This window comes from Gordonia sp. G4 (assembly GCF_057770005.1).
The window spans coordinates 3,461,853-3,485,464 of the sequence record NZ_CM173442.1 but is presented as its reverse complement, the minus strand read 5'-3'; the positions used below and the strand labels follow the sequence as shown (position 1 = coordinate 3,485,464).

23 protein-coding genes are annotated in these 23,612 nt (G+C 68.2%); 12 read left to right on the top strand and 11 right to left on the bottom strand.

The annotated features are described in order from the left end of the window. The first annotated feature begins 6 nt into the window (after positions 1-6). Positions 7-285: a hypothetical protein gene (locus AC3B5T_RS15625; RefSeq protein WP_055475078.1), complete on the top strand. Its 279-nt coding sequence runs from the start codon at positions 7-9 to the stop codon at positions 283-285. After that, positions 282-917 (top strand): response regulator transcription factor, encoded by a 636-nt coding sequence (locus AC3B5T_RS15620; protein WP_374100783.1) that lies wholly within the window; start codon positions 282-284, stop codon positions 915-917. The genes AC3B5T_RS15625 and AC3B5T_RS15620 overlap by 4 nt, the downstream gene beginning before the upstream one ends. Before the next feature lie 32 nt (positions 918-949). On the opposite strand, the gene AC3B5T_RS15615 is transcribed toward AC3B5T_RS15620, so the two are convergent. From AC3B5T_RS15615 to AC3B5T_RS15590, 6 genes are all read right to left on the bottom strand, one after another. After that, a complete protein-coding gene (locus tag AC3B5T_RS15615; protein WP_055475079.1) occupies positions 950-1,900 on the bottom strand; it encodes a PDR/VanB family oxidoreductase in 951 nt (316 codons plus the stop codon). Between the two features lie 41 nt (positions 1,901-1,941). Then, the gene (locus AC3B5T_RS15610) at positions 1,942-2,694 is read right to left on the bottom strand and encodes an SDR family NAD(P)-dependent oxidoreductase (RefSeq protein WP_055475080.1); all 753 of its coding nucleotides are present in this window, start codon (positions 2,692-2,694) and stop codon (positions 1,942-1,944) included. A gap of 14 nt (positions 2,695-2,708) precedes the next feature. Then, positions 2,709-3,206: an aromatic-ring-hydroxylating dioxygenase subunit beta gene (locus AC3B5T_RS15605; protein WP_055475081.1), complete on the bottom strand. Its 498-nt coding sequence runs from the start codon at positions 3,204-3,206 to the stop codon at positions 2,709-2,711. Beyond that, entirely contained in the window at positions 3,199-4,476 is a 1,278-nt protein-coding gene (locus AC3B5T_RS15600; protein ID WP_055475082.1) for an aromatic ring-hydroxylating oxygenase subunit alpha, read from the bottom strand. The genes AC3B5T_RS15605 and AC3B5T_RS15600 overlap by 8 nt, the downstream gene beginning before the upstream one ends. A 76-nt stretch (positions 4,477-4,552) precedes the next feature. Beyond that, entirely contained in the window at positions 4,553-4,915 is a 363-nt protein-coding gene (locus AC3B5T_RS15595; protein ID WP_055475083.1) for a hypothetical protein, read from the bottom strand. Between the two features lie 50 nt (positions 4,916-4,965). Continuing rightward, entirely contained in the window at positions 4,966-6,141 is a 1,176-nt protein-coding gene (locus AC3B5T_RS15590; protein WP_055475084.1) for an acyl-CoA dehydrogenase family protein, read from the bottom strand. 174 nt (positions 6,142-6,315) lie between these two features. Between AC3B5T_RS15590 and AC3B5T_RS15585 the strand changes: the two genes are divergently transcribed. The 3 genes from AC3B5T_RS15585 to AC3B5T_RS15575 are packed head-to-tail and all read left to right on the top strand — an operon-like array spanning position 6,316 to position 8,582. Beyond that, positions 6,316-7,791: a PAS domain S-box protein gene (locus tag AC3B5T_RS15585; protein WP_488358778.1), complete on the top strand. Its 1,476-nt coding sequence runs from the start codon at positions 6,316-6,318 to the stop codon at positions 7,789-7,791. 31 nt (positions 7,792-7,822) lie between these two features. Further along, complete coding sequence (locus tag AC3B5T_RS15580) at positions 7,823-8,242, top strand: MarR family winged helix-turn-helix transcriptional regulator (protein WP_044506391.1); 420 nt, start codon at positions 7,823-7,825, stop codon at positions 8,240-8,242. Positions 8,243-8,252: 10 nt separating this feature from the next. Beyond that, positions 8,253-8,582 carry a rhodanese-like domain-containing protein gene (locus AC3B5T_RS15575; protein ID WP_488357704.1) on the top strand — a complete coding sequence of 110 codons (330 nt, stop codon included), beginning with the start codon at positions 8,253-8,255 and terminating at the stop codon, positions 8,580-8,582. A gap of 9 nt (positions 8,583-8,591) precedes the next feature. On the opposite strand, the gene AC3B5T_RS15570 is transcribed toward AC3B5T_RS15575, so the two are convergent. After that, positions 8,592-9,713: a nitronate monooxygenase gene (locus AC3B5T_RS15570; RefSeq protein ID WP_010841955.1), complete on the bottom strand. Its 1,122-nt coding sequence runs from the start codon at positions 9,711-9,713 to the stop codon at positions 8,592-8,594. A 116-nt stretch (positions 9,714-9,829) separates the two neighbouring features. Continuing rightward, positions 9,830-11,140, bottom strand: coding sequence for an NAD(P)/FAD-dependent oxidoreductase (locus AC3B5T_RS15565; RefSeq protein ID WP_488357703.1), 1,311 nt, complete (start codon positions 11,138-11,140; stop codon positions 9,830-9,832). A 76-nt stretch (positions 11,141-11,216) separates the two neighbouring features. Between AC3B5T_RS15565 and AC3B5T_RS15560 the strand changes: the two genes are divergently transcribed. From AC3B5T_RS15560 to AC3B5T_RS15550, 3 genes are read left to right on the top strand one after another with little or no spacing between them, the layout of a single operon-like run. Next, on the top strand, positions 11,217-11,756 hold the full coding sequence (locus tag AC3B5T_RS15560) for a 2Fe-2S iron-sulfur cluster-binding protein (protein ID WP_488357702.1): 540 nt from the start codon (positions 11,217-11,219) through the stop codon (positions 11,754-11,756). Next, complete coding sequence (locus tag AC3B5T_RS15555; protein ID WP_488357701.1) at positions 11,753-12,736, top strand: FAD binding domain-containing protein; 984 nt, start codon at positions 11,753-11,755, stop codon at positions 12,734-12,736. Before AC3B5T_RS15560 ends, AC3B5T_RS15555 begins: the two co-directional genes overlap by 4 nt. Continuing rightward, positions 12,733-14,838 (top strand): xanthine dehydrogenase family protein molybdopterin-binding subunit, encoded by a 2,106-nt coding sequence (locus AC3B5T_RS15550; RefSeq protein WP_488357700.1) that lies wholly within the window; start codon positions 12,733-12,735, stop codon positions 14,836-14,838. Before AC3B5T_RS15555 ends, AC3B5T_RS15550 begins: the two co-directional genes overlap by 4 nt. A 38-nt stretch (positions 14,839-14,876) precedes the next feature. On the opposite strand, the gene AC3B5T_RS15545 is transcribed toward AC3B5T_RS15550, so the two are convergent. Both AC3B5T_RS15545 and AC3B5T_RS15540 read right to left on the bottom strand, forming a co-directional pair. Continuing rightward, a complete protein-coding gene (locus tag AC3B5T_RS15545; RefSeq protein ID WP_010841950.1) occupies positions 14,877-15,647 on the bottom strand; it encodes a hypothetical protein in 771 nt (256 codons plus the stop codon). A gap of 127 nt (positions 15,648-15,774) precedes the next feature. Continuing rightward, on the bottom strand, positions 15,775-16,362 hold the full coding sequence (locus tag AC3B5T_RS15540) for a nucleotidyltransferase family protein (protein ID WP_488357699.1): 588 nt from the start codon (positions 16,360-16,362) through the stop codon (positions 15,775-15,777). Positions 16,363-16,413: 51 nt separating this feature from the next. Here AC3B5T_RS15540 and uraD point away from each other — a divergent pair, with 51 nt between their 5' ends. Together uraD and uraH are read left to right on the top strand one after the other, a co-directional pair. After that, the gene (uraD, locus tag AC3B5T_RS15535) at positions 16,414-16,932 is read left to right on the top strand and encodes a 2-oxo-4-hydroxy-4-carboxy-5-ureidoimidazoline decarboxylase (protein WP_488357698.1); all 519 of its coding nucleotides are present in this window, start codon (positions 16,414-16,416) and stop codon (positions 16,930-16,932) included. After that, positions 16,929-17,255: a hydroxyisourate hydrolase gene (gene uraH, locus AC3B5T_RS15530; protein WP_010841947.1), complete on the top strand. Its 327-nt coding sequence runs from the start codon at positions 16,929-16,931 to the stop codon at positions 17,253-17,255. Before uraD ends, uraH begins: the two co-directional genes overlap by 4 nt. Positions 17,256-17,290: 35 nt before the next feature. Here uraH and AC3B5T_RS15525 read toward each other — a convergent pair whose 3' ends face one another. After that, on the bottom strand, positions 17,291-20,680 hold the full coding sequence (locus AC3B5T_RS15525; protein WP_488357697.1) for a pyruvate carboxylase: 3,390 nt from the start codon (positions 20,678-20,680) through the stop codon (positions 17,291-17,293). Positions 20,681-21,199: 519 nt separating this feature from the next. Here AC3B5T_RS15525 and AC3B5T_RS15520 point away from each other — a divergent pair. Then, positions 21,200-21,994, top strand: coding sequence for an SGNH/GDSL hydrolase family protein (locus AC3B5T_RS15520; RefSeq protein WP_014926252.1), 795 nt, complete (start codon positions 21,200-21,202; stop codon positions 21,992-21,994). A gap of 111 nt (positions 21,995-22,105) precedes the next feature. Beyond that, positions 22,106-23,602, top strand: a complete 1,497-nt coding sequence (locus AC3B5T_RS15515) for an MFS transporter (RefSeq protein ID WP_488357696.1) — start codon at positions 22,106-22,108, stop codon at positions 23,600-23,602. Positions 23,603-23,612: the final 10 nt, after the last annotated feature.

The window sequence follows — 23,612 nt, the reverse complement described above, 5'->3', positions numbered from 1 at the left end:
ATCTGCATGACAGTCAAACCCCGTCCCGAGACGCACCACCGGATGTTCCTCACGTGTTACGAGGACACCTTCAACTACGGCTGGCACCATGTCGACCTGTTCGTGCACGACGAGTACGGCCGGGAGGTCAACTGGGTGCACTGGACCGTCGAGGCCGACGGCCCGGAGGCGGCCGACGAGTCGGTCCGGCGCGAGGAACCCTGGCTCAACCGGACGTCGGAGTGGCGCCATCTGGTGAGTGCCGTCGGGATGAACTACTGGACGGCCGACGCGGCGTGGACGTGACCGCATCGGATGTGACCGCGGCGGTGTACGTCGTCGACGACGACCCGGAACTCTGCGAATCGGTCGACTGGCTGCTCGGCAGCATCGGGATCTCGCCGCGGATCTGCCACAGTGCCGACGACTTCCTCGCGCAGTACTCCGGGGACACCCCCGCGTGCATCGTGCTCGACGTCCGCATGCCGACGATGAGCGGCCCGCGGCTGCAGGAGAAGCTCAACGAGTTCGCACCGCACGTCGCCATCATCTTCGTCTCCGCGCACGGCGACATCCGGATGTCGGTGTCCACCCTGCAGGCCGGCGCGATGGATTTCCTGGAGAAGCCCTACGACCCGCAGCGGCTGCTCGACGCCGTCCAGGCGGGGATGGAGAAGGCGGTCGAACGCTTCCGCACCCACGCGCAGAAGCGGTGGGTGGAATCGAAGGTCGCGCTGTTGACCCCGCGGGAACGCGAGATCCTCGCGCTGGTCGTCGAAGGTCTACCCAGCCAGAACATCGCCCGCCGCCTCGACATGAGCGTCAAGACGGTGGACGTGCACCGTGCCCGGATCAAGAGCAAGACCGACGCCGACAGCATCAGCACGCTGGTCCGGGACATCCTGCGGTTCGACGTCGAGGTGCCGACCAACCCCTAGGGCAACGGATAGGGGTGGCCGGCGCGCTCGGGTCAGTAATAGTCGAGCACGATCTTCTCGCCGGTGGTCCGCGAGACGCAGACCGCCATCACCTCTCCGGACTCTCGCTCGGCCTTGGTCAGCACGTTGTCGCGGTGCTCGGGATCACCGGAGAGGACCTGCATGATGCACGTACCGCAGATGCCCTCCTGACACGAGGTGTCGACGTCGCAGCCGTTCTCCTCGAGGACCTCGACGATGCTCCGGTCGGCCGGGACGTGATAAATCTCGCCGTCGAGTTCGACGTCGAAGGACGTGTTCTCCGACGCATCCGGCTGATCGGTGGCGTGGAAGTTCTCGAAGTGGACCGCGTCGGCCGGGATGAACTGTTCGGCCAATTCCCGGACCTTGGTCATGAACCCGTCCGGGCCGCAGACATAGACATGCGAGCCCTGCGGCGCCGATTCCAGCGCGGCGGTCAGGATCGGTCCGTGGGCCTCACGACCGACGCCGACATGCGCGTGCAGCTTGTCCGGGCAACGCTCCCGCAGCAGCGGCAGGAACGCCGCGTCATCGACTGTCCGGGCGAAGTAGTGCAGCTCGAAGCCGATCCCGTGCACGTCCATGTAGCGCGCCATGCTGAGCATCGGGGTGATCCCGATGCCGGCCGCCACCAGGACGTGATGCGTTGCTGTGGAATCGATCCCGAGCAGGTTCCGTGGCTCGCTGATCTGCAGCCGGTCGCCGACGCGCAGTTCGTGCAGTGCGGCCGAACCACCTCGGGACTGATCCTCGCGCTTGACGGCCACGGCGAAGGACTCCCGCCCGTCGGGCCGGCTGCACAGCGAGTACTGGCGGGTGATGGCGGTCGGCCCGACGACATCGATGTGCGCTCCGGGCGTGTACTCCCCCATCGTCGAGCCGTCGGGCCTCGACAGGTAGAAGGTCTTGATGCTCGGGGTCTCCTGGACGATCGCGGAGACGACGACGTCGGTGAGGGCCATGGCGGTGCTCCTGGTGGTGGCGAATAATTCTCGAGGTGCGATCAGCGGACGAAGAGCCCGCCGTTGACGTCCCAGCACGCACCCGTGACGAAGAAGGCGTTCTCGGCGGTCAGCAGGCCGACCATGTCCCCGATGAACTCGGGGCTGCCCAGCTTCCCGACGGGGATGCCGGCGATCACGGCGTCGAGTTTCTCCGGCGGCACGGTCGCCTTCACGACGGGCAGGTCGTGCGGCCCGGGCGCGATCGCGTTGACCGTGACACCCTTGGCCGCAAGCTCTTTGGCGAAGATCTTGGTGACCGTCAGGATCGCGCCCTTGGACGTGGCATAGTGCGCGCCGGTGGCGGTGCCGCCGTTCTGACCGGCCAGCGACGCCATGTTGACGATGCGGCCGTACCCCTCGTCGGCCATCGCGGCCCCGAAGACCTGGCAGCCGAAGAAGATGCTGTTGACGTTGGTGTTCAGCACGCGGGTGAAGTCCGGCTCGTCGAGCGTCATGAGATCGGCCGCCTGGGTCAATGCCGCGTTGTTCACGACGATCGTCGGTGTGCCCCAGACGGATTGCACATGCGCCAGCGCGTCGACGAAACCCTGCCGGTGCGCCACGTCGAGGACGGCCGCCCGTGCGGTCGACCCGTCGGGCGAGAGTTCTTCGGCGATGCGCTGGGCCGGATCGAGGGCGATGTCGGTGAGCAGGACGCGATGACCGTCCCGGTGCAGCCGGCGGGCGATGTGCGAACCCATGCCGCCGGCGGCACCGGTGACGACCGCGATCCCCTTGTTCGTCGAACTCATGTCCAGGTCCGTCCTCACACCAGGTAACCGGAGGCGCTGACCGCGTCCTCGCTGTCGATGAGACGGGCCACCTTCAGACTGATCCGGTCGTTACCGTCGGAACCGAGGCTGATGGTGTGGGTGAGCTCGGCGCCGATCGTCGAGAAGGCATCGCGCTTGAACGCGTTGAGGATCTGCGCGGACCGCAGGATGACGGTGTCGTCGCTGACGTCCGACACGGTGAACCGCGAGATGACCCGGACCGTGCGGGCAGCGGCGACCGCCGACGGCGCGTAACCCTGCATCATCCGTTCGACGCGCAGGCGCCGCATCCGCTGGTCGTCGTACACCATGTTCAGCGACGAGTCGAAATCGTCGGTGTCGGGATCGATCGGGATGACGTAGTGCGCGTCATCGGTGTAGAGGGCCTCCCACGCCGGGTAGTCCTTGGCGTCGAGGAGTTCGGCTTCCTTCCACACGAGCGCGATCGCGCGCAGGACGCGCGGGTCGTTGAAACTGTGCAGTTCAGTCATCGCTCATCATCTTCTTCCACATGGCGTAGGACTCGCGCATCCCCGTCTCGTCGGTGACATGCGATGTGGGCCAACCCTCTTCGGTCGTGTACTCGCGGTTCTCCCCGCGGTTGACCAGGATCGGCATGTTCGGGTTGCCACCGGCGCCGATCTGGACGCGATCCCATCCCTCGGCGTCGTCGGGGCTGCCGAAGCCGAAGGGGCCCTGGAAGTGCTCGTGGATCCGGAGGCGCTCGCGGTTGATGCTCTCCGGCCCACCGTCCATGCCGATCGCCATGTGCCACACCTCGGTCACGTCCACGCTGATCGGGATGAGAACCCGGAAGAACGACGACGACATGGCGATGTTCGGGAACATGTTGAGGTTGAACCCGCAGCCGTGCATCGAGCGCATGTAGCGACGGATGCGTTCGGGACTCTCCCCCGCCTCGGCGAGTTCGTCGACGAGATGCTGGAACCGCGGCTGCACCTCCTCGGAACCGTCGTCGATGTCGAGGTCCGCGTGCGCGGCCGCCATGATCGCGACGCTGTGACCGTTGCCGAGCGCGTGCGTCTCGGCGGCCGGATCGTCCATGAACGACATCATGTTCGCGGTCTCGGCGTCGACAGAGGCCATCCACGACTTGTGCACCATCGGGAAGTGGTAACCGTCGGTGGTGTTCTCGAGCTGGATCTTCCAGTTGCCCTTGAACCGGAACTTGTGACTGCCGAGGACCTTGGTGGGGAATCCGTTGGACTGCTTCAGGAATCGCTCCATCCAGATCTTCGCATCACCCAGGTGGTCTTCGAGCGGTTCGATCTCGGTGTTGAACGTCGCGAAGATCATGCCGAGATAGCTCTCGGTGCGCAGCTTCTGCAGGGGGAAGTCGTTCTTCTCGACGACGCCCTCGTAACCGTCCGGGTACGGGATGCCGCGCAGTCGACCGTCGAGGGTGTACGACCAGTTGTGGTACGGGCAGGTGAAGCCGTTGGCCTTGCCGCTGCGCTGGTCGCACACCGTCGCCCCGCGATGCCGGCACCGGTTGAGCAGGGTGTTGAAGTTGCCCTTGCGATCCCGGGTCACGATGACCGGTTGGTCCCCGACCTGGGTGGTCTTGAACGAGCCCGCCTCGGGGACCTCGCTCTCGTGCGCGACCCACACCCAGGTGCGGTAGAAGATCTTGCGCATCTCCTCGGCGAAGATCTCGGGATCGGTGTACAGCTGACCGGCGACGCGGTCCTTCTCGGCGAGGTCCGCGAAGCCGCGGGTCGGCCGCTCGATGGTGGTCATCGATGTTCCTTCGTGTGTCGACCGCGCCGGGGCGCGGAGAGGGGCTGTCGGTGCGCGAGAGATCAGGAGGCGGTGCTCATGAGGGGACGTCGTCGCGGATGGTGAGGGCTCGTCCCATCCGCGCCTCGACCTTGAAGTACTTCCAGAGCGCATGTTCACCGACCATGATGGTGCGCAACAGGTTGCAGGCCGCCCGGACGGTCGGCTGGTCGCGCACGTCGGCGAGGACGTAGAACGTCCACGGCCAGCCGTCGGACGGGCCGACCATGTGGGCGTCGTCGTCGAAGGTCCCGATGATCTCGACACCGTCGAGGTTCTTCAGACTCGTGAGGAACTCCATCGTGGCCTCCCACACCGGACCGATGTCGGCCTTGGGCAGGTCGAAGAAGTTCTGGTTGTTCCCGACACAGAACAGCGTGCGCAACGGTTCGTCGGACATGGGTGATGGTCTCCTCGCGGTCGTGACGTCTGGGCTGGATGACGGGTGGGTCAGGGAAAGCTGGGGATTCCGGCCTCGAGGCCGAGAAGCAGTGCACCGGCGGCCTCGTAGGTGTTGGTCTGCAGCATCGCGTGCTGCGCGGGCACCAACGCGTCCTGCAGGAACCGCTGCAGCGGATGGGTCTCGTAGATGGCCCCGGTGCCGGCGAGGTCGAACACCTGCAGCACGACGCTGCGCCCGACGTGCGCGGCGTGGGTGGCACTCAACCGCAACAGGGCCTGATCGTCGGTCGAGATGTGCTGTCCCGCGACGGCCTTGGCCCACACCCGGTCGGTGCTGTCGTAGAAGAACGCTCGCGCCGAACGCAATTCGGCCTCGGCGACCGCCAGGCCGCTCTTGTACGCCGGCCGGTTGCCCTTGCTGGCACCTCCGGTGATCGAGGTCCGCGCCGCGCCGACCTCGATCGCGTAGTCGAGGGCGCCCCGGGCCGCGCCGAGGGTCACCACCGCCAGCACCTGCGCGGCGTAGGCCAACGCGGGGTACCGGGTCAGGGGTTCGTCGATCTGCGGAGCGCCGCCGCGCACGAAGGTCATCTCCTCGGGCACGAACACGCGGTCGGCGCGGATGGCATGGGAGCCGGTCGCCTTCATCCCGGCGACATCCCAGTTGTCGACGATCTCGACCTCGGCCGGATCGACCAGCGCGGTCAGCGGTTTGCCGCCGGTCTCGGGTCCGCCGGCCAGACCGATCCCGAGGAGGTCGGCGCCGCGACATCCGCTGGCGAACTGCCAGACCCCCGAGCACAGGTAGCCGCCGTCGACCCGCTGTGCCTCCTGCATGGGGAACAGCCCGCCCGCGTAGGCGACATCGGGACCGTGCGCGTAGATCTTCTGCTGGGTCTCGGCCGGCAGCGCGGCGAAGTAGACCAGCGACGATCCGAAACTGGACACCCACCCGGTGGCAGGGTCGACGGCGGAGATGCGTTCGACCAGCGACATGAAATCCGACGGTGCCATCGGCTCGCCACCGAACGCCGCCGGCGTCGAGGCCCGGTACATCCCGGCACGCTTCAGCAACGCGATGAAGTCGGCGGGCACGTAGCGCTGCGAGTTGAACTCGTCCCGACGATCCCGGAGCACGTCGAGCGCGTGGTCGAACGCGGCGTCGCGCGCCGCCCCCGCCGGTTCCGCACACACCCGTTCGGTCAGGCTCTCCGCGGTCATCATGTCTCCGTTCGGAATCGACTCTCGATCTCGAGTCCGACACTATGGACGCGAGACCCGACGCGGTATCGGGATTTCCCGCGCCGCGGGTAAGCAATTCCTTACTTGCGTGTCCTCACCTGCATGGCATCGTGGCGGGGGCGAAGACGAGAACTCGGCGAAGGTGAGGTGATGGCGATGTTCCCCGCCCGTCGGGACTTCGAGCAGATGATCCTGCACACCGGCACCGGCATCCTCATCCACGAGGCGAGTTCGAAGAACATCCTGTGGGCCAACCCGGCCGCGTGCCGGATCTTCGGGTTCACCCTGGAGGAACTCAAGCCCCTCAAGGCACACCACATGAGCGCCCAGGAGCGTCAGTACCGTCGCGAGGTCGGCGTGGCATGGCTCCAGTCCGCGGTGGTGCACGGGTCGAGCCGCAAACAGTGGAAGTACCGCGCCAAGGACGGCACCGAGTTCCTCACCGATGCCCGCGCGACCCTGGTGCGCTGCGAGGACGGGCCGGTCGTGATGGTCGAGTTCCGCAACATCTCCGACGAGGTCGAGTTGCAGGAAGAACTGACCTGGGTGTCGGAGTCGTTGCAGCGCATCATGACCCACACGTCGGCCGGGATCGTCGTGCTCGACGACGACAACTGCATCGACGACATCTCCCCACTGGCCGCCAAGCTGTTCAGCCGCACCCCCGCGGAGCTGTCGGGCGTCCATCTGGAAGACCTCGGCCGGTGTGAGCCCCGGCTGACCAGTGACCCTGTCATCGAACGGCTGACGGACGGAGCGGGCTCGGTCGAGATCCAACAGGAGATCATCAAGGACGACGGCAGCACCGTGTGGCTGGCCGGCGAACTCGAGATCGTCGCCCACGACGGCATCTCCTCGCGGGTCCTGACCGTGCGCGACGTGACCGACCGCGTCGAATGGGAACGCCGCAACGCCTACCAGGAGGCCAACCTCCAATATCTGAGCCGTTACCACGCGATGGGTGACATGGCGATGATCCTGGCCCACGAGCTCGGTCAACCGCTCGCGGCGTCGACCAACTACCTGAGCGGGCTCAAGGCCCGCGTCTCCGCCGACACCGTCGACGCCCGCAGCCTCGCCTACGGCATCGACCAGATCGAGAAGCAACTCCACCGCGCCGCCGACATCGTGGCCTCCGTCCGCCGCTACGTACGACGCATCGAGAGCACCTCGACGCTCATGGATCTCAACGAGACCGTCGAGGAGAGCCTGTACTTCGTGCGACTACGCGCGGCCGAGCAGGGCGTACGCGTGTACGCCGAGATCCCCGACCGCGACCTGCCGATCCAGGGCGAGAACGTGCTCATCGGACAGGTCATCATCAACCTGTGCGTCAACGCACTCGACGAGATCGTCCGTCCGACAACCGAGGTGAAGGAACTGACGATCCAGACCGGCGAGTCCGACGGACTGGCCTCGGTGTGGATCCGTGACCAGGGACGCGGCATGACGGGCGCGCCCACCGATCGCCTCGCCTCCGGCGCGTTCTCGTCCAAGCAGGACGGTTCCGGAATCGGGCTCATCATCTCCGAGCACATCGTCGAGCGCCACGGCGGGACGATCCGGTACCTGCCGAACGAACCGTCCGGGACCGCGGTCCGCATGACGTTCCCGCTCGCGCCGGCGCCCTGACCCGACCCCGCACGGCTGTTAGCCTGCGACCATGCCGGAGCCGCCGCCGTTCAGTCCCACCGTCATGTTGCTCACGGTGGGCCGCGTCTGGGAGGCCGAGCTGACGACGGCGCTGAAACCGCTCGGTCTCACCCCGCGGAAGTACGGTCTCCTGGGCCACATCCGGGGCACGCCGGGGATCTCGTTCAGCGAGCTCGCACGCCGTTCTCGGATCACGGTGCAGAGCGCGCACACGGCGGTCTCGGGATTCGTCGACGCCGGGCTCGTCGACGACCGGACCGCGCACGCCGGCACCGCATCGACGCTGGGGATCACCGCCGCCGGCGAGGACCTTCTCGCACAGGCCGCCGAGCGGGTCACCCGCCTCGACGCCGAGTTCACCGCCCGCCACCCCGAGCTCACCGCGGCTCTCGCCGCACACTTCGAGTCGGTGTCCCGTACCTTCAGTTAGACTGAAGGTTATGAAGGTCCGTCACTATCTTCGGCGCCCGCCCGCCGTGTCCGCCTCCGACGCCGTGCGCCTCGTCGCCGAGGGTGCGGTGATCGTGGACGTGCGTCGCGACTTCGAATGGAACCGCGTCCACATCCCGGGAGCGGTACACATGCCGCTCGAGGTCCTGCCCGAGCGCTGCGTCGAACTACCCGAGGACAGGCTCCTCATCGCGTTCTGCACCGGCGGCATCAGATCCGCCGGTGCGGCGAACCTCCTCGTGGAGAACGGCTTCGACGCCACGAACATGAGCGGCGGCCTCATCGGCTGGCGGGCCGCCGGCGGCGCGCTCTCCGAGTGAGTCGACGCCCTAGGCGTTCGCGAACGAGTCCAGACTGCTCGTCGCGTCGATGTACTCGGTGACCCACCGTTCGATCACCGCGGAGGTCTTCTCGACCTTGCGGAACTGACCGACCACCTGCCCGACGGGGTTGAAGGCGACGTCAATGCTCTCGTCGGGGTACTTGTGGGTCGCGGCCACCGCCATGCCGGACACCATGTACTGCAGCGGCATCCCCAGCGGATCGGGATTGTTGGGGTCCTCCCAGGCCTCGGTCCAGTCGTTGCGCAGCATCCGGCACGGCTTTCCGGTGAACGACCGGCTCCGCACGGTGTCCCGGCTCGACGCCTCGATGTAGGTCTGCTGCTGGACCGGGGTGTTCTCGGCCTCCTCGACCATGAGCCACTGCGATCCGGTCCAGGCGCCTTGCGCACCCAGGGCCAGCGCGGCCGCGATCTGTTCGCCGCTGCCGATGCCCCCGGCGGCCAGAACCGGCACCGGCGCAACCTCTTTGACCACCTGCGGCCACAGCACGATGGAACCCACCTCACCGCAGTGACCGCCACCTTCGCCACCCTGGGCGATGATGATGTCGACGCCCGCGTCGGCGTGCTTGCGCGCCTGCTTCGGCGATCCGCACAGGGCGGCCACCTTGCGGCCCGCGGACTGGATCTTCTCGATCATGTCCGCGGGAGGCGTCCCGAGGGCGTTCGCGATCAGGGTGACCTTGGGATGCTGCAACGCGATCTCGACCTGCGGGGTGGCGGTGGCCTCGGTCCAGCCGAGGAGCTGCAGGGAGTTGTCGCTGTCCTCGTTGAGCGGCACCCCGTGGTCACGCAGGAGCTTGCGACCGAAGTCGAGGGTCTCCGCGGGAACCATCGACTGCAGCATCGCGGCCAGTTCTTCGCCCGACATGTTCGAGTCCATGCCCTCGTACTTGTTCGGGATGACGATGTCGACGCCATAGGGGCGGTCGCCGATGTGCTCGTCGATCCAGTTCAGCTCGACCTCGAGTTCCTCGGGCGTGAAGCCTACCGCGCCGAGCACGCCGAACCCGCCGGCCTTGCTCACCGCGACCACGACGTCGCGGCAGTGGGTGAACGCGAAGATCGGGAACTCGACACCGAGCTCGTCGCAGATCGGAGTGTGCATGGAGGACTCCTCGCCCAGTCAGAATTAGAACGTGTTCTACTCTGGATACCAGGCGCGGGAGTCACGGACAAGCGTTCGAGGGCAACTCGGGCGGCGAGCGGGCCGAATCGACCCGGTCACCCCCCGTAGGGCTGCCTCGCCGTCTCCGGGTCGCCGTAGGTGATCGCGCGCTCCCGCCGACTGTCGGTGAGCAGCGTTGCGCCCCAGGTCATCACGGTGCCCATACGGTTGCGCACACCCGCCAGGAAGGCGATGTGGATGACGCCCCACGCGACCCAGCCGAGGAACCCCGACAACTGGAGCGGCCCCGACTGCACGATCGCGTGACGGCGCGCGATGTAGGCGGCCGTGCCGAGATCGCGATATTTGAACGGGGACCGGTCGGCCTGGCCCGCAACGGTTTCGGCGATCACGGACCCGGCGTGACGACCGCCCTGCATGGCCACCTCGGCAACCCCGGCGAGGTCGCGGTAGGAGCTCATGTCACCGCAGACGAAGACGTCGGGGTGGCCCGGGACCGACAGGTCGGGCTCCACCGGTATCCGCCCCCCGCGGTCCTGTTCGACACCGAGCGCCTGGGCGAGTGTGGTGGCGAACGGGACGGCCTCGACCCCGGTCGTCCACAGGGTCGTCCGTGCGGGATAGGTCTGTTTGTTGCCGTCGGCCTTGCGGGTCGTCTCGACGAAATCCTCCCCCACACCGGTCACATGCACACCGAGGTGGGTCTCGACCCCGAGATTGTCGAGGGTGCGCTGGGCACTGGCCGAGAGCCTGGAGGAGAACGACGGCAGTACCCGATCACCGCCGTGGAGCAGCAGCACCCGCGCCTGGGCCGGATCGATCGCGTCGAACTCCCGCTCGAGGGCGAGCGTCGCGACCTCCCGGATCTGTCCCGCGAGCTCGACCCCGGTGGGGCCGCCACCCGCCACCGCGAAGGTGAGCCAGGACCGCTGCTCCTCCGGGTCGGTGATCGTCTCGGCCATCTCGAACGCGGCCATGATCTTGCGCCGGATCGACAGCGCGTCGTCGAGGGTCTTCATCCCCGGCGCGTGGGCGGCGAAGTCCTCGTTGCCGCGATAGGCGGTGCGCATCCCGGCGGCGACGACGAGGTAGTCGTACGAGAGGTGGAACGACGACCCGTCGATGCGGTCGACGGTCAGCTCGCGGGCGTCGACGTCGATGCCCGATGCCTCACCGAGTACCACGTCGAGGTTCTTGTGTCTGCGGGTCAGATGACGAACCGGGCTGGAGATCGCGCCTTCTGACAGCAGACCGGTGGCGCACTGATACAGCAATGGCTGGAACAGGTGGCTCGTTCCGCGGTCGACGATGGTGACATCCACCGGCTCGTTCTTGAGCCGACGGACGCAGTGCATGCCCGCGAATCCGGCGCCGATGACGACAACTCTGGGTCTCGAGGTGGCCATTGCGCCGATTCTTCCAGAGATCCAACGCATCTGCGGCGAGTGTTTACCGCCGGGGCCGTCGGGTACGCCCCGCGATGTGGAAGCCAGAATCTCGCTGTCCGTGAACGGTGCCGATCACGACGTCGTCGTGGACACGCGCACGACCCTGCTCGACGGCCTGCGCGACCGGCTCGGGATCTTCTCCCCGAAGAAGGGATGCGATCACGGGCAGTGTGGATCCTGCACCGTCCTGGTCGACGGTCGCCGGATCGTCAGCTGCCTGTCGTTCGCGGTGGCGTACGAGGGCAGTGAGATCGTGACCGCCGAGGGGCTGGGTGAGGGCGACGACCTGCACGAGATGCAGCAGGCGTTCATCGACGAAGACGCCTTCCAGTGCGGATACTGCACCCCCGGTCAGTTGTGCTCGGCAATCGGCATGCTCGACGAGGCGAAGCAGGGGTACCCGAGCCACGTCACCGAGGACCTCGACCCGTCCGCCGGGGATGCGAGCCCGCCGACCGAGGGCGCCGACAGGCTGGCAGACGACGAGATCCGAGAACGGATGAGCGGCAACCTCTGCCGGTGCGCTGCTTACCCCAACATCCTCGCCGCGATCCGACAGGTGGTCTATCGATGATCCCGTTCACGTACGACCGGGCGACCGATGTGGCCGGCGCAGTGGAATTCCTGCGCGACCACGACGGCGCGAAACTGATCGCCGGGGGCACCAACCTCGTCGATCACATGAAGCTAGGGATCGCCGATCCGACTGCGCTGCTCGACATCTCGCGCCTTCCACTCGACGACATCACCGAGAAACCGGACGGCTCGCTGCGGCTGGGCGGCACCGCCCGCAATGCCGACACCGCCGCCCACCCCCTGGTCCGACGTCGCTATCCCGTGTTGGCACGCGCGCTGCTCTCGGGCGCATCTCCGCAACTGCGCAATCTCGCGACCAACGCGGGCAATCTGCTGCAGCGCACGCGGTGCGTGTACTTCCAGGACGTCACGACACCCTGCAACAAGCGGACGCCGGGTTCGGGATGCTCGGCCATCGGCGGTTACACGCGGTACCACGCCGTCCTGGGCGCGTCGGACGCCTGCGTGGCGACCCACCCGTCGGACATGGCGGTGGCCCTCACCGTCCTCGACGCGCGCGTCGTGGTGCAGGGTCCCGACGGGGAGCGCGAGGTGGACATCCGGGACTTCTACCGACTGCCGGGCGAACACCCCGAGCGCGACACGGTGCTCGAGCCACACGACGTCATCGTGGCTGTCGACGTGCCGCCTCCGCCACCCGACTCGTCGTCGACCTACCGCAAGGTCCGCGACCGCGCCTCCTATGCGTTCGCCCTGGTGTCCGTCGGGGCCGAGGTGACGATGGACGGCGACGTGATCGGCGACGCTCGGATCGCGCTCGGCGGCGTCGCACACAAGCCCTGGCGGGCCGAACGCGCCGAAGCCGTGGTGCGCGGGCAGCGCCCGTCACCCGAACTGTTCGCCGCGGCAGCCGACGCCGAACTCGGCGACGCGCGCGCACTGGACGGCAACGAGTTCAAGGTGCCCCTGGCACGTCGCACCCTGATCGCCACCCTGCGGGAGCTGAGCACTCGATGACCACCATCGGCACCTCCCACGCACGGATCGACGGCGCCGACAAGGTCCGCGGCACAGCGCCCTACGCGTACGAGCACCTCACCGACGCGGTGTACCTGTGGCCAGTCACCGCCACCGTCGCGCGCGGCCGGGTGACCGGATTCGACACCGCCGCAGCCGAATCCACGTCCGGTGTCCTACTCGTCCTCACCCACGAGAACGCGCCTCGACTCGCGGACACGTCCAACGGCGACCTCACGATCCTGCAGTCGCCGGAGATCGCCTACCGCGGTCAGCTGATCGGCGCCGTCGTCGCGGAGAGTCCCGAGACGGCCCGGGAGGCCGCGGCGTCGGTGACCGTGACCTACGACGAGGACGACCACGACACCGAGTTCCGAGTCGATCACCCCGACAGATACCGACCCGAACAGGTCAACGGCGGATTCGAGCCGACCTCGCTGGACGGCGACCCCGACCGAATCCTGGACCGGGCGGCCGGGGACCCGGCACACACCGACCTCGTCACGATCGACGAGTGGTACTCGACGCCGGAAGAGCACAACAACCCGATGGAGCCCCACACCGTGGTGGCGACGTGGCAGCCCGACGACTCGACCCTGACGCTGTACGACTCGACCCAGTCGACACAGGGCGTGGTGTCCACGCTGGCGCCGGTCCTCGGACTCGAACCCGAGCAGATGAGGGTCGTCGCGCCGCACGTCGGCGGCGGTTTCGGCTCCAAGGGCTCCCCCCATTCCCACGACGTGCTGGCCGCCTTCGCGGCGATGAGCCTGCCCGGGCGTCCGGTGAAGTTCGCCGTCACCCGACAACACATGTTCGTCTACGTCGGACACCGCGCGCCCACGCGGTCGCGGCTCCGGCTCGCCGCCGATCGCACGGGCCACCTCATCGCCCTGGTACACGAAGCGCACACGCACAGCGCACATGCCAAGGAATTCGCCGAACAGGCCGCGGTCACGTCGCGTTCGATGTACGCCGCCGAGAACCGCCGGACCGACCACCATGTCGTCCCGCTCGACGTGCCGGTCCCCTTCTGGATGCGCGCGCCCGGTGAGGCGCCGGGGATGTTCGCCGGCGAGGTGGCGATGGACGAACTCGCGCACGCAACCGGTATCGACCCGATCGAGCTGCGTGTGCGCAACGAACCGCCGGAGGACCCCGAGACGGGCAATCCGTGGTCGTCGAGACGATTGCTCGACTGTCTCCGCGAGGGCGCCGAACGATTCGGTTGGGACCTCCGTGCCGCCGAGCCCGGCGCACGGCGCGACGGCCGCCACCTCATCGGCCTGGGCGTCGCATCGTCGACCTACCCGCACATGGTGCAACCGGGCAACGAGGCCTCGATCGCACATCGCGGTGGTCGCTACTCGGTGCGGATCGCCGCCACCGACATCGGGACCGGTGCGTGGACGACCCTGCTGCTCATCGCCGCAGATGCGCTGGAGGTCTCCACCGACGTGGTCGACATCGAGATCGGCGACAGTGCACTCCCGAGCGCCACCGTCGCCGGCGGCTCGTCGGGCACCTCGTCGTGGGGATCGGCGATCGTCACCGCCGCGCATCAGTTCCGCGCGCGATTCGGCGACGATCCGCCCGAGGGCGCGGAGCTGAGCGCCGAGGCCGCGGACAACCCCGACCTCGAGAAGTTCACGGTGGCCTCGTTCGGCGCGCACTTCGTGGAGGTCCGCGTCGACGTGGACACCGGCGAGATCAGGATCCCGCGCATGCTCGGGGTGTTCTCCATCGGGCGTGCCATCAATCCGCGCACCGTCCGCTCACAGCTCATCGGCGGCATGACCTTCGGCATCTCGATGGCCTTGCACGAGGAAAGCGTTCGCGATCACCGCTTCGGGCACGTGGTCACGCAGGATCTCGCCGAGTACCACATCCCCGTACACGCCGACATCGCCGACGTCGACGCGATCTGTCTCGACGACCGCGACGTGCACGCCACTCCGATGGGCTCACGCGGCGCAGGTGAGATCGGCATCGTGGGCAGCGCCGCGGCAGTGGTCAACGCGATCCACAACGCCACCGGAGTCCGGGGGCGCGACCTGCCAGTTCACCTCGACGACCTGCTCGACGGGCTGCCCGACCAGTAGGCACCCCGACCAGTGGGCACGGGGTCTTCGGTCGAGGTTCAAGCCGCACCGGGGTAGCTGGACCACCCCGGCGACGGCGACAGCGACGGCCACGGCTCGGCGTCGGCCATCGGCAGCCAGCGCGGCATTCCCGCCGGAGTCATTGCCGCACACGCTTTCTGGTCGGCTGTCGGGGTCGGATACAGCGCCGCGAAGTCGTAGCGGGAGGTGAACCACCCGCCGAACACATCGGACCCCGGGGTTCGTTCGCCGCCGCGCGACGCGACCGCGGGATCGTGCCCCACCCGTCGGATGTCGATCTCGACCGGTCGCGGGGTGTCGAAGCCGACGGTCCAGGCGCCGTCTCGCTGCACGGACCGATATCCATGGCGGCACAGTACGATTCGCGCCCACCCGTTGTCGTCGACGCGGCGCAGAGCGCGGTAGAAGGCCGTGCCGACCTCGCGCTCCGACGCCGACACGTCCGCGGGGTACGCCGTCACCATCTGATCGATGTTCGACGGCGCGGCCTCGGCGAAACCGGGGTACCCCCACCGGGCCGACCGACCGGCGTTGGCGAGTTCGAAGGACTCGGTGAAGGCGCGGACGAAGGTGCCCTCGGCGGACTGCGGGTCGAGGACCCCGGTGGCGGTCCAGCGGAAAGTGGTGTCGAATCCGGGCGGCAGATGCGCATCCTCGACGGACCGTGAGACGGGGTTCGGTTCGGCGGCGTCGGGACCGGTCGCGCACGCGGCGAGTCCGCCTCCCACGACGAGCGCGGCGATGATCGCGGTGAGGCGTCGACGACGATCGTGCGCCACGGCGATCACCCGCTTCGAGGAGAGTGCGGTCCGTTACCCGGCTATGTCTGCACCCTAGACATGGACGGTTGTCCCACGTGGGATCACCGTGCACCGGAACGGCGACGAGAAGGTCTCGAAATGGGCACGCCCGCCTTCAGAGGAACCGCTCGTCGATGTCCTCACCGGTGGACAGATCCCCGCATTCGACGGGGGTCACCGCCTGGGATCGGAGATAGACCTGAGCCCCCACATCACCGCCGATCACGCGCAGCGCGGACGCGAAATGGTCGGCTCCGATGTACACGGGGTGTCCGGGACGACCGTCGAAGACCGCTCGAGCGAGCACGGTTCGATCACCCGACGCCGCGTCGAGCACCCGTCGGGTGACCTCGGGGCCGCTGTCGGGGGTGTCGACCACGTGCACCGCCAGTCCCGCGGCGGCCGGTCGTGCGATCGCCCACCGCAGGGCGGCCGACACCGAGGCGCCCACCCCGTCGGCCCAGTCCTCGACGATCAGGGCCTCGGCGCCCGCGGGCGGCTCGACGACCGCGGCGCCCATCGCGACCGCCACCTCGGCGCAGCCGCCGTCGCGCAACGCCGCGACCGCACACTCGAGCCACTCTCCGTCGTCTGCGAGGATCTTCGGCATTCCGTATCTGGTGCCGGCGCCGGCGGCGAGCACCGCACCGAGTACCCGACCCGGCGACCGATGCGCGCGCGGGGGCACGGTGGTGTCGCTCATCGCTCCATCTTCCACGCGACGACCACGCCCGCTGATCCTAGGCTGGTCACCATGCTGCTCAACGAGATGGACGACGCGCAGGCCCGGTCCGCCCTGCGCTCCTGCTGCGCATCGACGGCCTGGATCGAGCGGATGATGCGCGCCAGGCCCTTTCGCGATGTCCCGGCACTGCTCGACGTCGCCGACCGCGCCCTCGCCGAGATCTCGGAGGACGACGTCGACGAGGCGCTCGCCGGACACCCGCGGATCGGCGACCGGCCGGACAACGCTTCTTCGGCGCGGGAGCAGTCGGGGGTGGCCGGGGCTGCGGCGTCGGTGCTCGCCGAGCTGCGCGAGCGCAATGCGTCCTACGAGGAGCGGTTCGGGCACGTGTACCTGGTCTTCGCCAACGGCCGGCCCGCCGACGAACTGCTGGCCATCCTCGAACAGCGGATGACCAATGACGCCACGACCGAGCGGCGCGTCCTGCGCGAGGAACTGGCGAAGATCAACCGCGCCCGCCTGCTCCGTATGCTGTCGACCGAGCACAACGCCGACGAACACGCCGACGATCAAGGGGTTTCGAGATGACCGGACTGTCCACGCACGTCCTGAACGCGGTGTCGGGAGCACCCGCCGTCGGTGTCGAGGTGTCCCTCCAGGATGCGTCGGGGACGCAGTTGTCCGCCGGCACGACCGACTCGGACGGTCGCATCACCAGCGTGAACACCGAGACCCTCGTCCCGGGGATCTACCACCTCGTCTTCGACACCGGGAACTGGTTCGCCGACAACGACATCAAGGGTTTCTATCCCGAAATCGACATCTGCTTCGAGATCGAGGACCCCGAACGCCACCACCACGTGCCGATCCTGTTGAGCCCCTTCGCCTATTCGACCTACCGGGGTAGCTGACCCGGCGGCGGGGCGCTCGCCCCGCCGCCCTCGGATCAGCGGATCTCGATGAGGAGGTCGCCGGGCGCGACCTGGGTGACCTGTCCGACGGCAAGTCTGGCCACCTTGCCCGCGACCGGCGCGGTGATCGCCGCCTCCATCTTCATCGCCTCGATCGTGCCGATCGTCGCGCCGACGGCCACCTCGTCGCCGACGTCGACCGACAGGGAGACGACGCCGGCGAACGGGGCGCCGATGTGGTGCGGGTCGGAACGGTCGGCCTTCTCTGCCGACGCGACCGCCGAATCGACCGAGTGGTCGCGCACCGCGATGGGCCGCAATTGGCCGTTGAGGACGCACATGACCGTCCGCATGCCCTGCTCATCCGGTTCGCTGATCGCCTCGAGCCCGATGAGCAGGTCCACGCCCGGTTCGAGCACCACCCGATGTTCCTCGCCGTAGCGCAGACCGTAGAAGAACTGGTTGGCCGACAGCGTCGAGGTGTCGCCGTAGGCCTCGTAGTGCTCCTCGAATTCCTTTGCCGGACCGGGGAACAGCAGGTGGTTGAGCCGGACCTGACGGTCGCGTCCCGGCTTGTCGAGGATGGCCTCGTCGTCGGCGGTGAGTTCGGTGACCTCCGGGGCGGGTGCCCGACCCTGCAGCGCGAGGGTGCGCAACGGTTCGGGCCAGCCGCCGGGCGGATCACCCAACTCGCCCCGCAGGAAGCCGATGACCGAGTCCGGGATGTCGTAGGACGCCGGATCGGCGGCGAAGTCCGACGCGGTGATACCGCGACCCACCAGGGCCAGCGCGAGGTCACCGACGACCTTCGACGACGGGGTGACCTTGACCAGCCGACCCAGCATCGAATCGGCGGCGGCGTAGGCCTGCTCGACGGCCTCGAAGCGGTTGCCCAGGCCCAGGGAGATGGCCTGCTGCCGCAGGTTCGACAGCTGCCCGCCGGGGATCTCGTGCGAGTAGACCCGGCCGGTCGGCGCCGGAAGACCGGACTCGAACGGCGAGTACACCTTTCGCAGCGCCTCCCAGTACGGCTCGAGGTCGCACACCCGCGCCAGGTCGATCCCGCTGTCCCGCTCGGTGTGGGCGGTCGCGGCCACGATCGCCGACAACGGCGGCTGGCTGGTGGTGCCCGCCAGCGCGGCGCTGGCGCCGTCGACGGCGTCGGCACCGGCCTGCCACGCGGCCATGTAGGTCGCGAGCTGCCCGCCGGGGGTGTCGTGGGTGTGCACGTGGATCGGCAGATCGAACTCCCGCCGCAGCGCGGTGACCAGGGTGGTCGCCGCGGGTGCCCGCAGCAGACCCGCCATGTCCTTGATCGCCAGGACGTGGGCGCCCGCCTCCACGATCTGTTCGGCCAGCCGCAGGTAGTAGTCGAGCGTGTAGAGGTCCTCGGCCGGATCCGACAGATCGCCGGTGTAACTCATCGCCACCTCGGCGACCGCCGTGCCGGTCTCGCGGACCGCGTCGATCGCCGGCCGCATCGCGTCGATGTTGTTCAGCGCATCGAAGATGCGGAAGATGTCGATGCCGACGTCGGTCGCCTCGGACACGAACGCGGTCGTCACCTTGGTGGGATACGGCGTGTACCCGACGGTGTTGGCGCCGCGCAGCAGCATCTGCAGACAGATGTTGGGGATGGCTTCGCGCAACTGCGCGAGGCGATCCCACGGATCTTCCTTCAAGAAGCGCAGTGCCACATCGTAGGTCGCGCCGCCCCAGCACTCGACGGAGAGCAGCTCAGGGGTCAGCGCCGCCACATACGGCGCGACGTTGAGCAGCCCGTTGGTGCGCACCCGCGTCGCGAGCAGCGACTGGTGCGCATCACGGAACGTCGTGTCGGTGATGCCCAGACGCGGGTTCTCCCGCAGGTCACGGGCGAACCCCTCCGGGCCGAGCTCCAGCAACCGCTGCCGTGAGCCGTTCGGCGGCGAGGCCAGCACCGAGCGCTCGACGGTGGGCAGCTTGTCCCGCGGGTACACCGTCGTCGGACGCTCACCGTGCGGCTTGTTGACGGTGACATCGGCGAGATACGACAGGATCTTGGTGCCGCGGTCGGCCGACGAGCGTGAGGTCAGCAGGCCGGGACGTTCGTCGATGAACGAGGTGGTGACGCGGCCGGCGCGGAAGTCCGGGTCGTCGAGCACCGCCTGCAGGAACGGGATGTTGGTCGCGACGCCGCGGATGCGGAACTCGGCCACAGCGCGCCGTGCCCGCCGCATCGCGGTCGGGAAATCCCTTCCACGACAAGTGAGTTTGACCAGCATCGAGTCGAAGTGACCACTGACCTCGGCACCCAGGGTGGCGCCGCCGTCGAGCCGGACACCCGCGCCGCCCGGGCTGCGGTAGGCCGTGATCCGCCCGACGTCGGGCCGGAAGCCGTTGGCGGGGTCCTCCGTGGTGATGCGGCACTGCAGGGCGGCTCCGCGGATGCCGATCACGTCCTGGCTCAGGCCCAGATCCGCCAGCGACTCACCCGAGGCGATGCGCAGCTGCGCGCTGACGAGGTCGACGTCGGTGATCTCCTCGGTGACCGTGTGCTCGACCTGGATGCGCGGATTCATCTCGATGAACACGTGCCGGCCCTGCTCGTCGAGCAGGAACTCCACCGTGCCCGCACACGAGTAGCCGATGGAACGGGCGAAAGCCACTGCGTCGGAGCAGATTCGCTCGCGCAATTCATCCGAGAGGTTCGGCGCGGGCGCGAGCTCGATCACCTTCTGGTGGCGGCGCTGCAGACTGCAGTCGCGTTCATAGAGGTGGATGACGTTGCCGTAGGTGTCGGCGAGGATCTGGACCTCGATGTGCCGCGGGTTGACCACCGCCTGCTCGAGGAACACCGTCGCATCACCGAACGCGGCCTCGGCCTCGCGCGACGCGGCGGCGATGGCCTCGGCGAGATCGGCGGGTTCGTCGACGCGACGCATCCCACGCCCGCCGCCACCGGCGACCGCCTTCACGAAGACCGGGAACTGCATGTCCTGCGCCGCGGCGAGCAACTCGTCGAGATCCGACGACGGCTCCGAACTCGCGAGAACGGGGATGCCCGCAGCCTTCGCCGCGGCCACCGCGGTCGCCTTGTTACCGGTCATCTCCAGGATGTCGGCGCTCGGACCCACGAAGGTGATGCCCGCCTCCGCGCACGCCGCGGCCAGACCCTGGTTCTCCGACAGGAACCCGTACCCGGGGTAGATCGCGTCCGCGCCACAGCGAACCGCCGCGCTGACGACCTCGTCGACCGACAGATACGCCCGCACCGGATGTCCCGGCACCCCGATCTGATAGGACTCGTCGGCCTTCAGCCGGTGCACCGAAGTGCGATCCTCGTACGGGAAGATCGCGACCGTGCGCGCACCGAGTTCGTAGGCAGCGCGGAACGCGCGGATGGCGATCTCGCCGCGGTTGGCGACCAGAACCTTGTCGAACATCGTGGTGTTCTCTTTCTCTCACGCCTGCGCCGGTCCGGCGCGTGCTCAGCGACTCGCACAATCGCGGTGGAGATCGCGCGAACAAACCCCCCGGCGGACACGGTTCGACGCAGGTGTCCCGACGACGCCGACCCGTTTTTCCAAGGGCAGTTCACGTCGTGATCCTACTCACCGAGACCGGCCGACCGGCCACCCCCTCACACTGCCTTCGACGCTTTCGGAAAGGGCCGCCGGGACCGCATTCCGAATTGATCGGAACACCCTGCCGCCGCGATGCACCGACCCATCCGCGAGGATCGAAAACAATTGCCGCGCAATGTACGTGGCACTCATTGCCGCTGTGTTGAGAAATGCTCTCCACCGACGATCGACAATGAGAGATCCGCGGTCCGGAAACCCTCCGAATGCCGATCGATCGCTCCGTCGGAATGCCGACCGATCGCTCCGTCCAGGGCGCGCTTTGATCGGGCCGACAGACGGGATTAGCGTCATGCCGACACTCGACAGGAAGGCGCGCTCGTGGGCTTCACCCGCTACGTCGCATTGGGCGATTCGTTCACCGAAGGCGTGGGCGATCCGGATCCGACCCGACCCAACGGTGTCCGCGGATGGGCCGACCGCGTCGCCGAGCAACTCGCCGCGCGGGCCGACGACGGGACGGGCCCGGACCGGTCCGCCTTCACCTACGCGAACCTCGCCATCCGCGGCCGGTTGCTCGACGAGGTGGTCGCCGAGCAGGTAGGTCCGGCCATCGACCTGGACCCCGACCTCGTCACCATCTATGCGGGCGGGAACGACCTCATGCGTCCGTCCCTCGACGTGGACAAGTTGATCGCGCGTTATGACGCCGCACTCGGCGACCTGGCGGCGACCGGCGCCACCGTCGTCGTCTTCACCGCCTACGACACCGGATGGGCTCCGGTGTTCCGGATGCTGCGCGGACGCATCGCGATCTACAACGAACTCGTGCGCGGAGTGGCAGAGCGCCACGGCGCACTGATCTGCGACTTCTGGCGCATGCCGGGATATGACGACTACCGCATGTGGGACACCGACCGCCTGCACATGTCCCCGCTCGGCCACGCACACATGTCCGGCCGGGTCCTCGACCTCCTCGGCGTCGACCACGACATCACACCCGCCACCCTGGCCGCCGCCGCGGTCGCCACCCGCCGGGAGCAACGGCGCCAGAACGCGGAATGGGCGCGGACGTTTCTCGGACCGTGGGTGATGCGACGCATCCGTGGGGTCTCGTCGGGTGACGGACTCACCCCGCGATGGCCGCACCCCGTCAGCGCCGCCGAGCTCGCCTAGCCGATCAGGCCCCGCTCGGGCGGATCCGAACGTCTGCGTCGATCGCCCGCGCGATACCCTGATCGTTCGGAGGTGTGAACAATCGATGATCGGAACCAGCGGGATGACGGCGTGACCAGCCGCACCGACGCCGACGGAACAACGGACAGCACCCCGGACCTCCCGCCCCCCGATCCCGCCGCCGACAAGCCCCACCCCCGCCTGGCGGTGGCCGTGCTCTGCCTCGCCGGCATCGTCGTGGCACTGATGCAGACGATCATCGTGCCGCTCATCCCCCAGCTCCCCGCGCTGTTGGACGCCGATGCCTCCGACACCACCTGGGCGATCACCATCACCCTGCTGCTCGGCGCGGTCGCGACCCCCATCGGCGGGCGGATCGGTGACATGTACGGCAAACGCCTCGCCATCCTGGTCAGTCTCGGTTTCGTCGCCGTGGGTTCGGTCGCCTGCGCGGTCGCGACGTCGCTCCCGCTCTTCATCATCGGCCGCGGACTCCAGGGTCTGGGTTTCGGCATCATCGCGCTCGGCATCAGTGTGATGCGCGACATCGTCCCGCCCCGGCACCTCGGCTCGTCGGTGGGGACGATGAGCGCCTCGCTCGGTATCGGCGGTGCGCTCGGACTCCCGGTCGCCGCCCTCATCGCCCAGCACGTGAGCTGGCACGCTCTCTTCTGGTCGTGTGCCGGCGCCGCGACCCTGGCCGGCGTCGGCGTGGCCCTCACGGTGCGATCCACCGCCAAGCCCTCGGGCGGCCGCTTCGACGCGCTCGGTGCGCTCGGCCTCACCGTGCTGCTCGTCTGCCTGCTGCTGCCGTTGTCGAAGGGCGCCGAATGGGGGTGGTCCGCTCCGGTCACGCTCGGGCTGTTCGCCGGCTTTGTCGTGTCGTTGGGTGTGTGGGTCCTCGTCGAGCTCCGTCGCAAGGGTCCACTGATCGATCTCCGTATCCTCGCCAAGCGTCCGCTGCTCATGACCAACCTCGCCTCCATCGCGACCGGGTTCGCCTTCTACGCGATGCAACTCATCCCGATCCAGCTGCTGATGGCCCCGACGAGCAGCCCGGACGGCTTCGGCTACGACATGGTCCACGCGAGTCTGCTGCTCGCGCCCAGTGGTGCGGTCATGTTCCTCTTCTCCCACGTCAGCGGTCGCATGAATGCACGCTTCGGCGCCCGCGTGTCCCTGGCGATGGGCGCGATCGTGATCGGGATCGGTTACGTCGTGTTCATCGTCGGGATCGCCGGCCCGTGGGACCTGACGTGGATCCACATGGTCGTCATCGCCTGCTGCATCGGCGCGGGTCTCGGCATCGCCTACTCGGCGATGCCGGCCCTGATCATGCAATCGGTCAGTGTCGAGCAGACCGGTGAGTCCAACGGCGTCAACGCGCTCATGCGGATCGTCGGGACGTCGACGGCCGCCGCGGTGGTCGGCATGCTCCTCACGTGGTCGATGGTCTCGGTTCAAGCCGCCGATGGGACCACGGTCGAGGTCCCGACCGCCGATGGTTACCTGTGGGCCTCCGGCATCGCCCTCGTCATGAGCGTGGTCGCCGCCCTGGTCGCCTTCGGCATCCCCGCACACGGACGCAGCGCCGAGACCCCGGTCTGACGAGTCGATC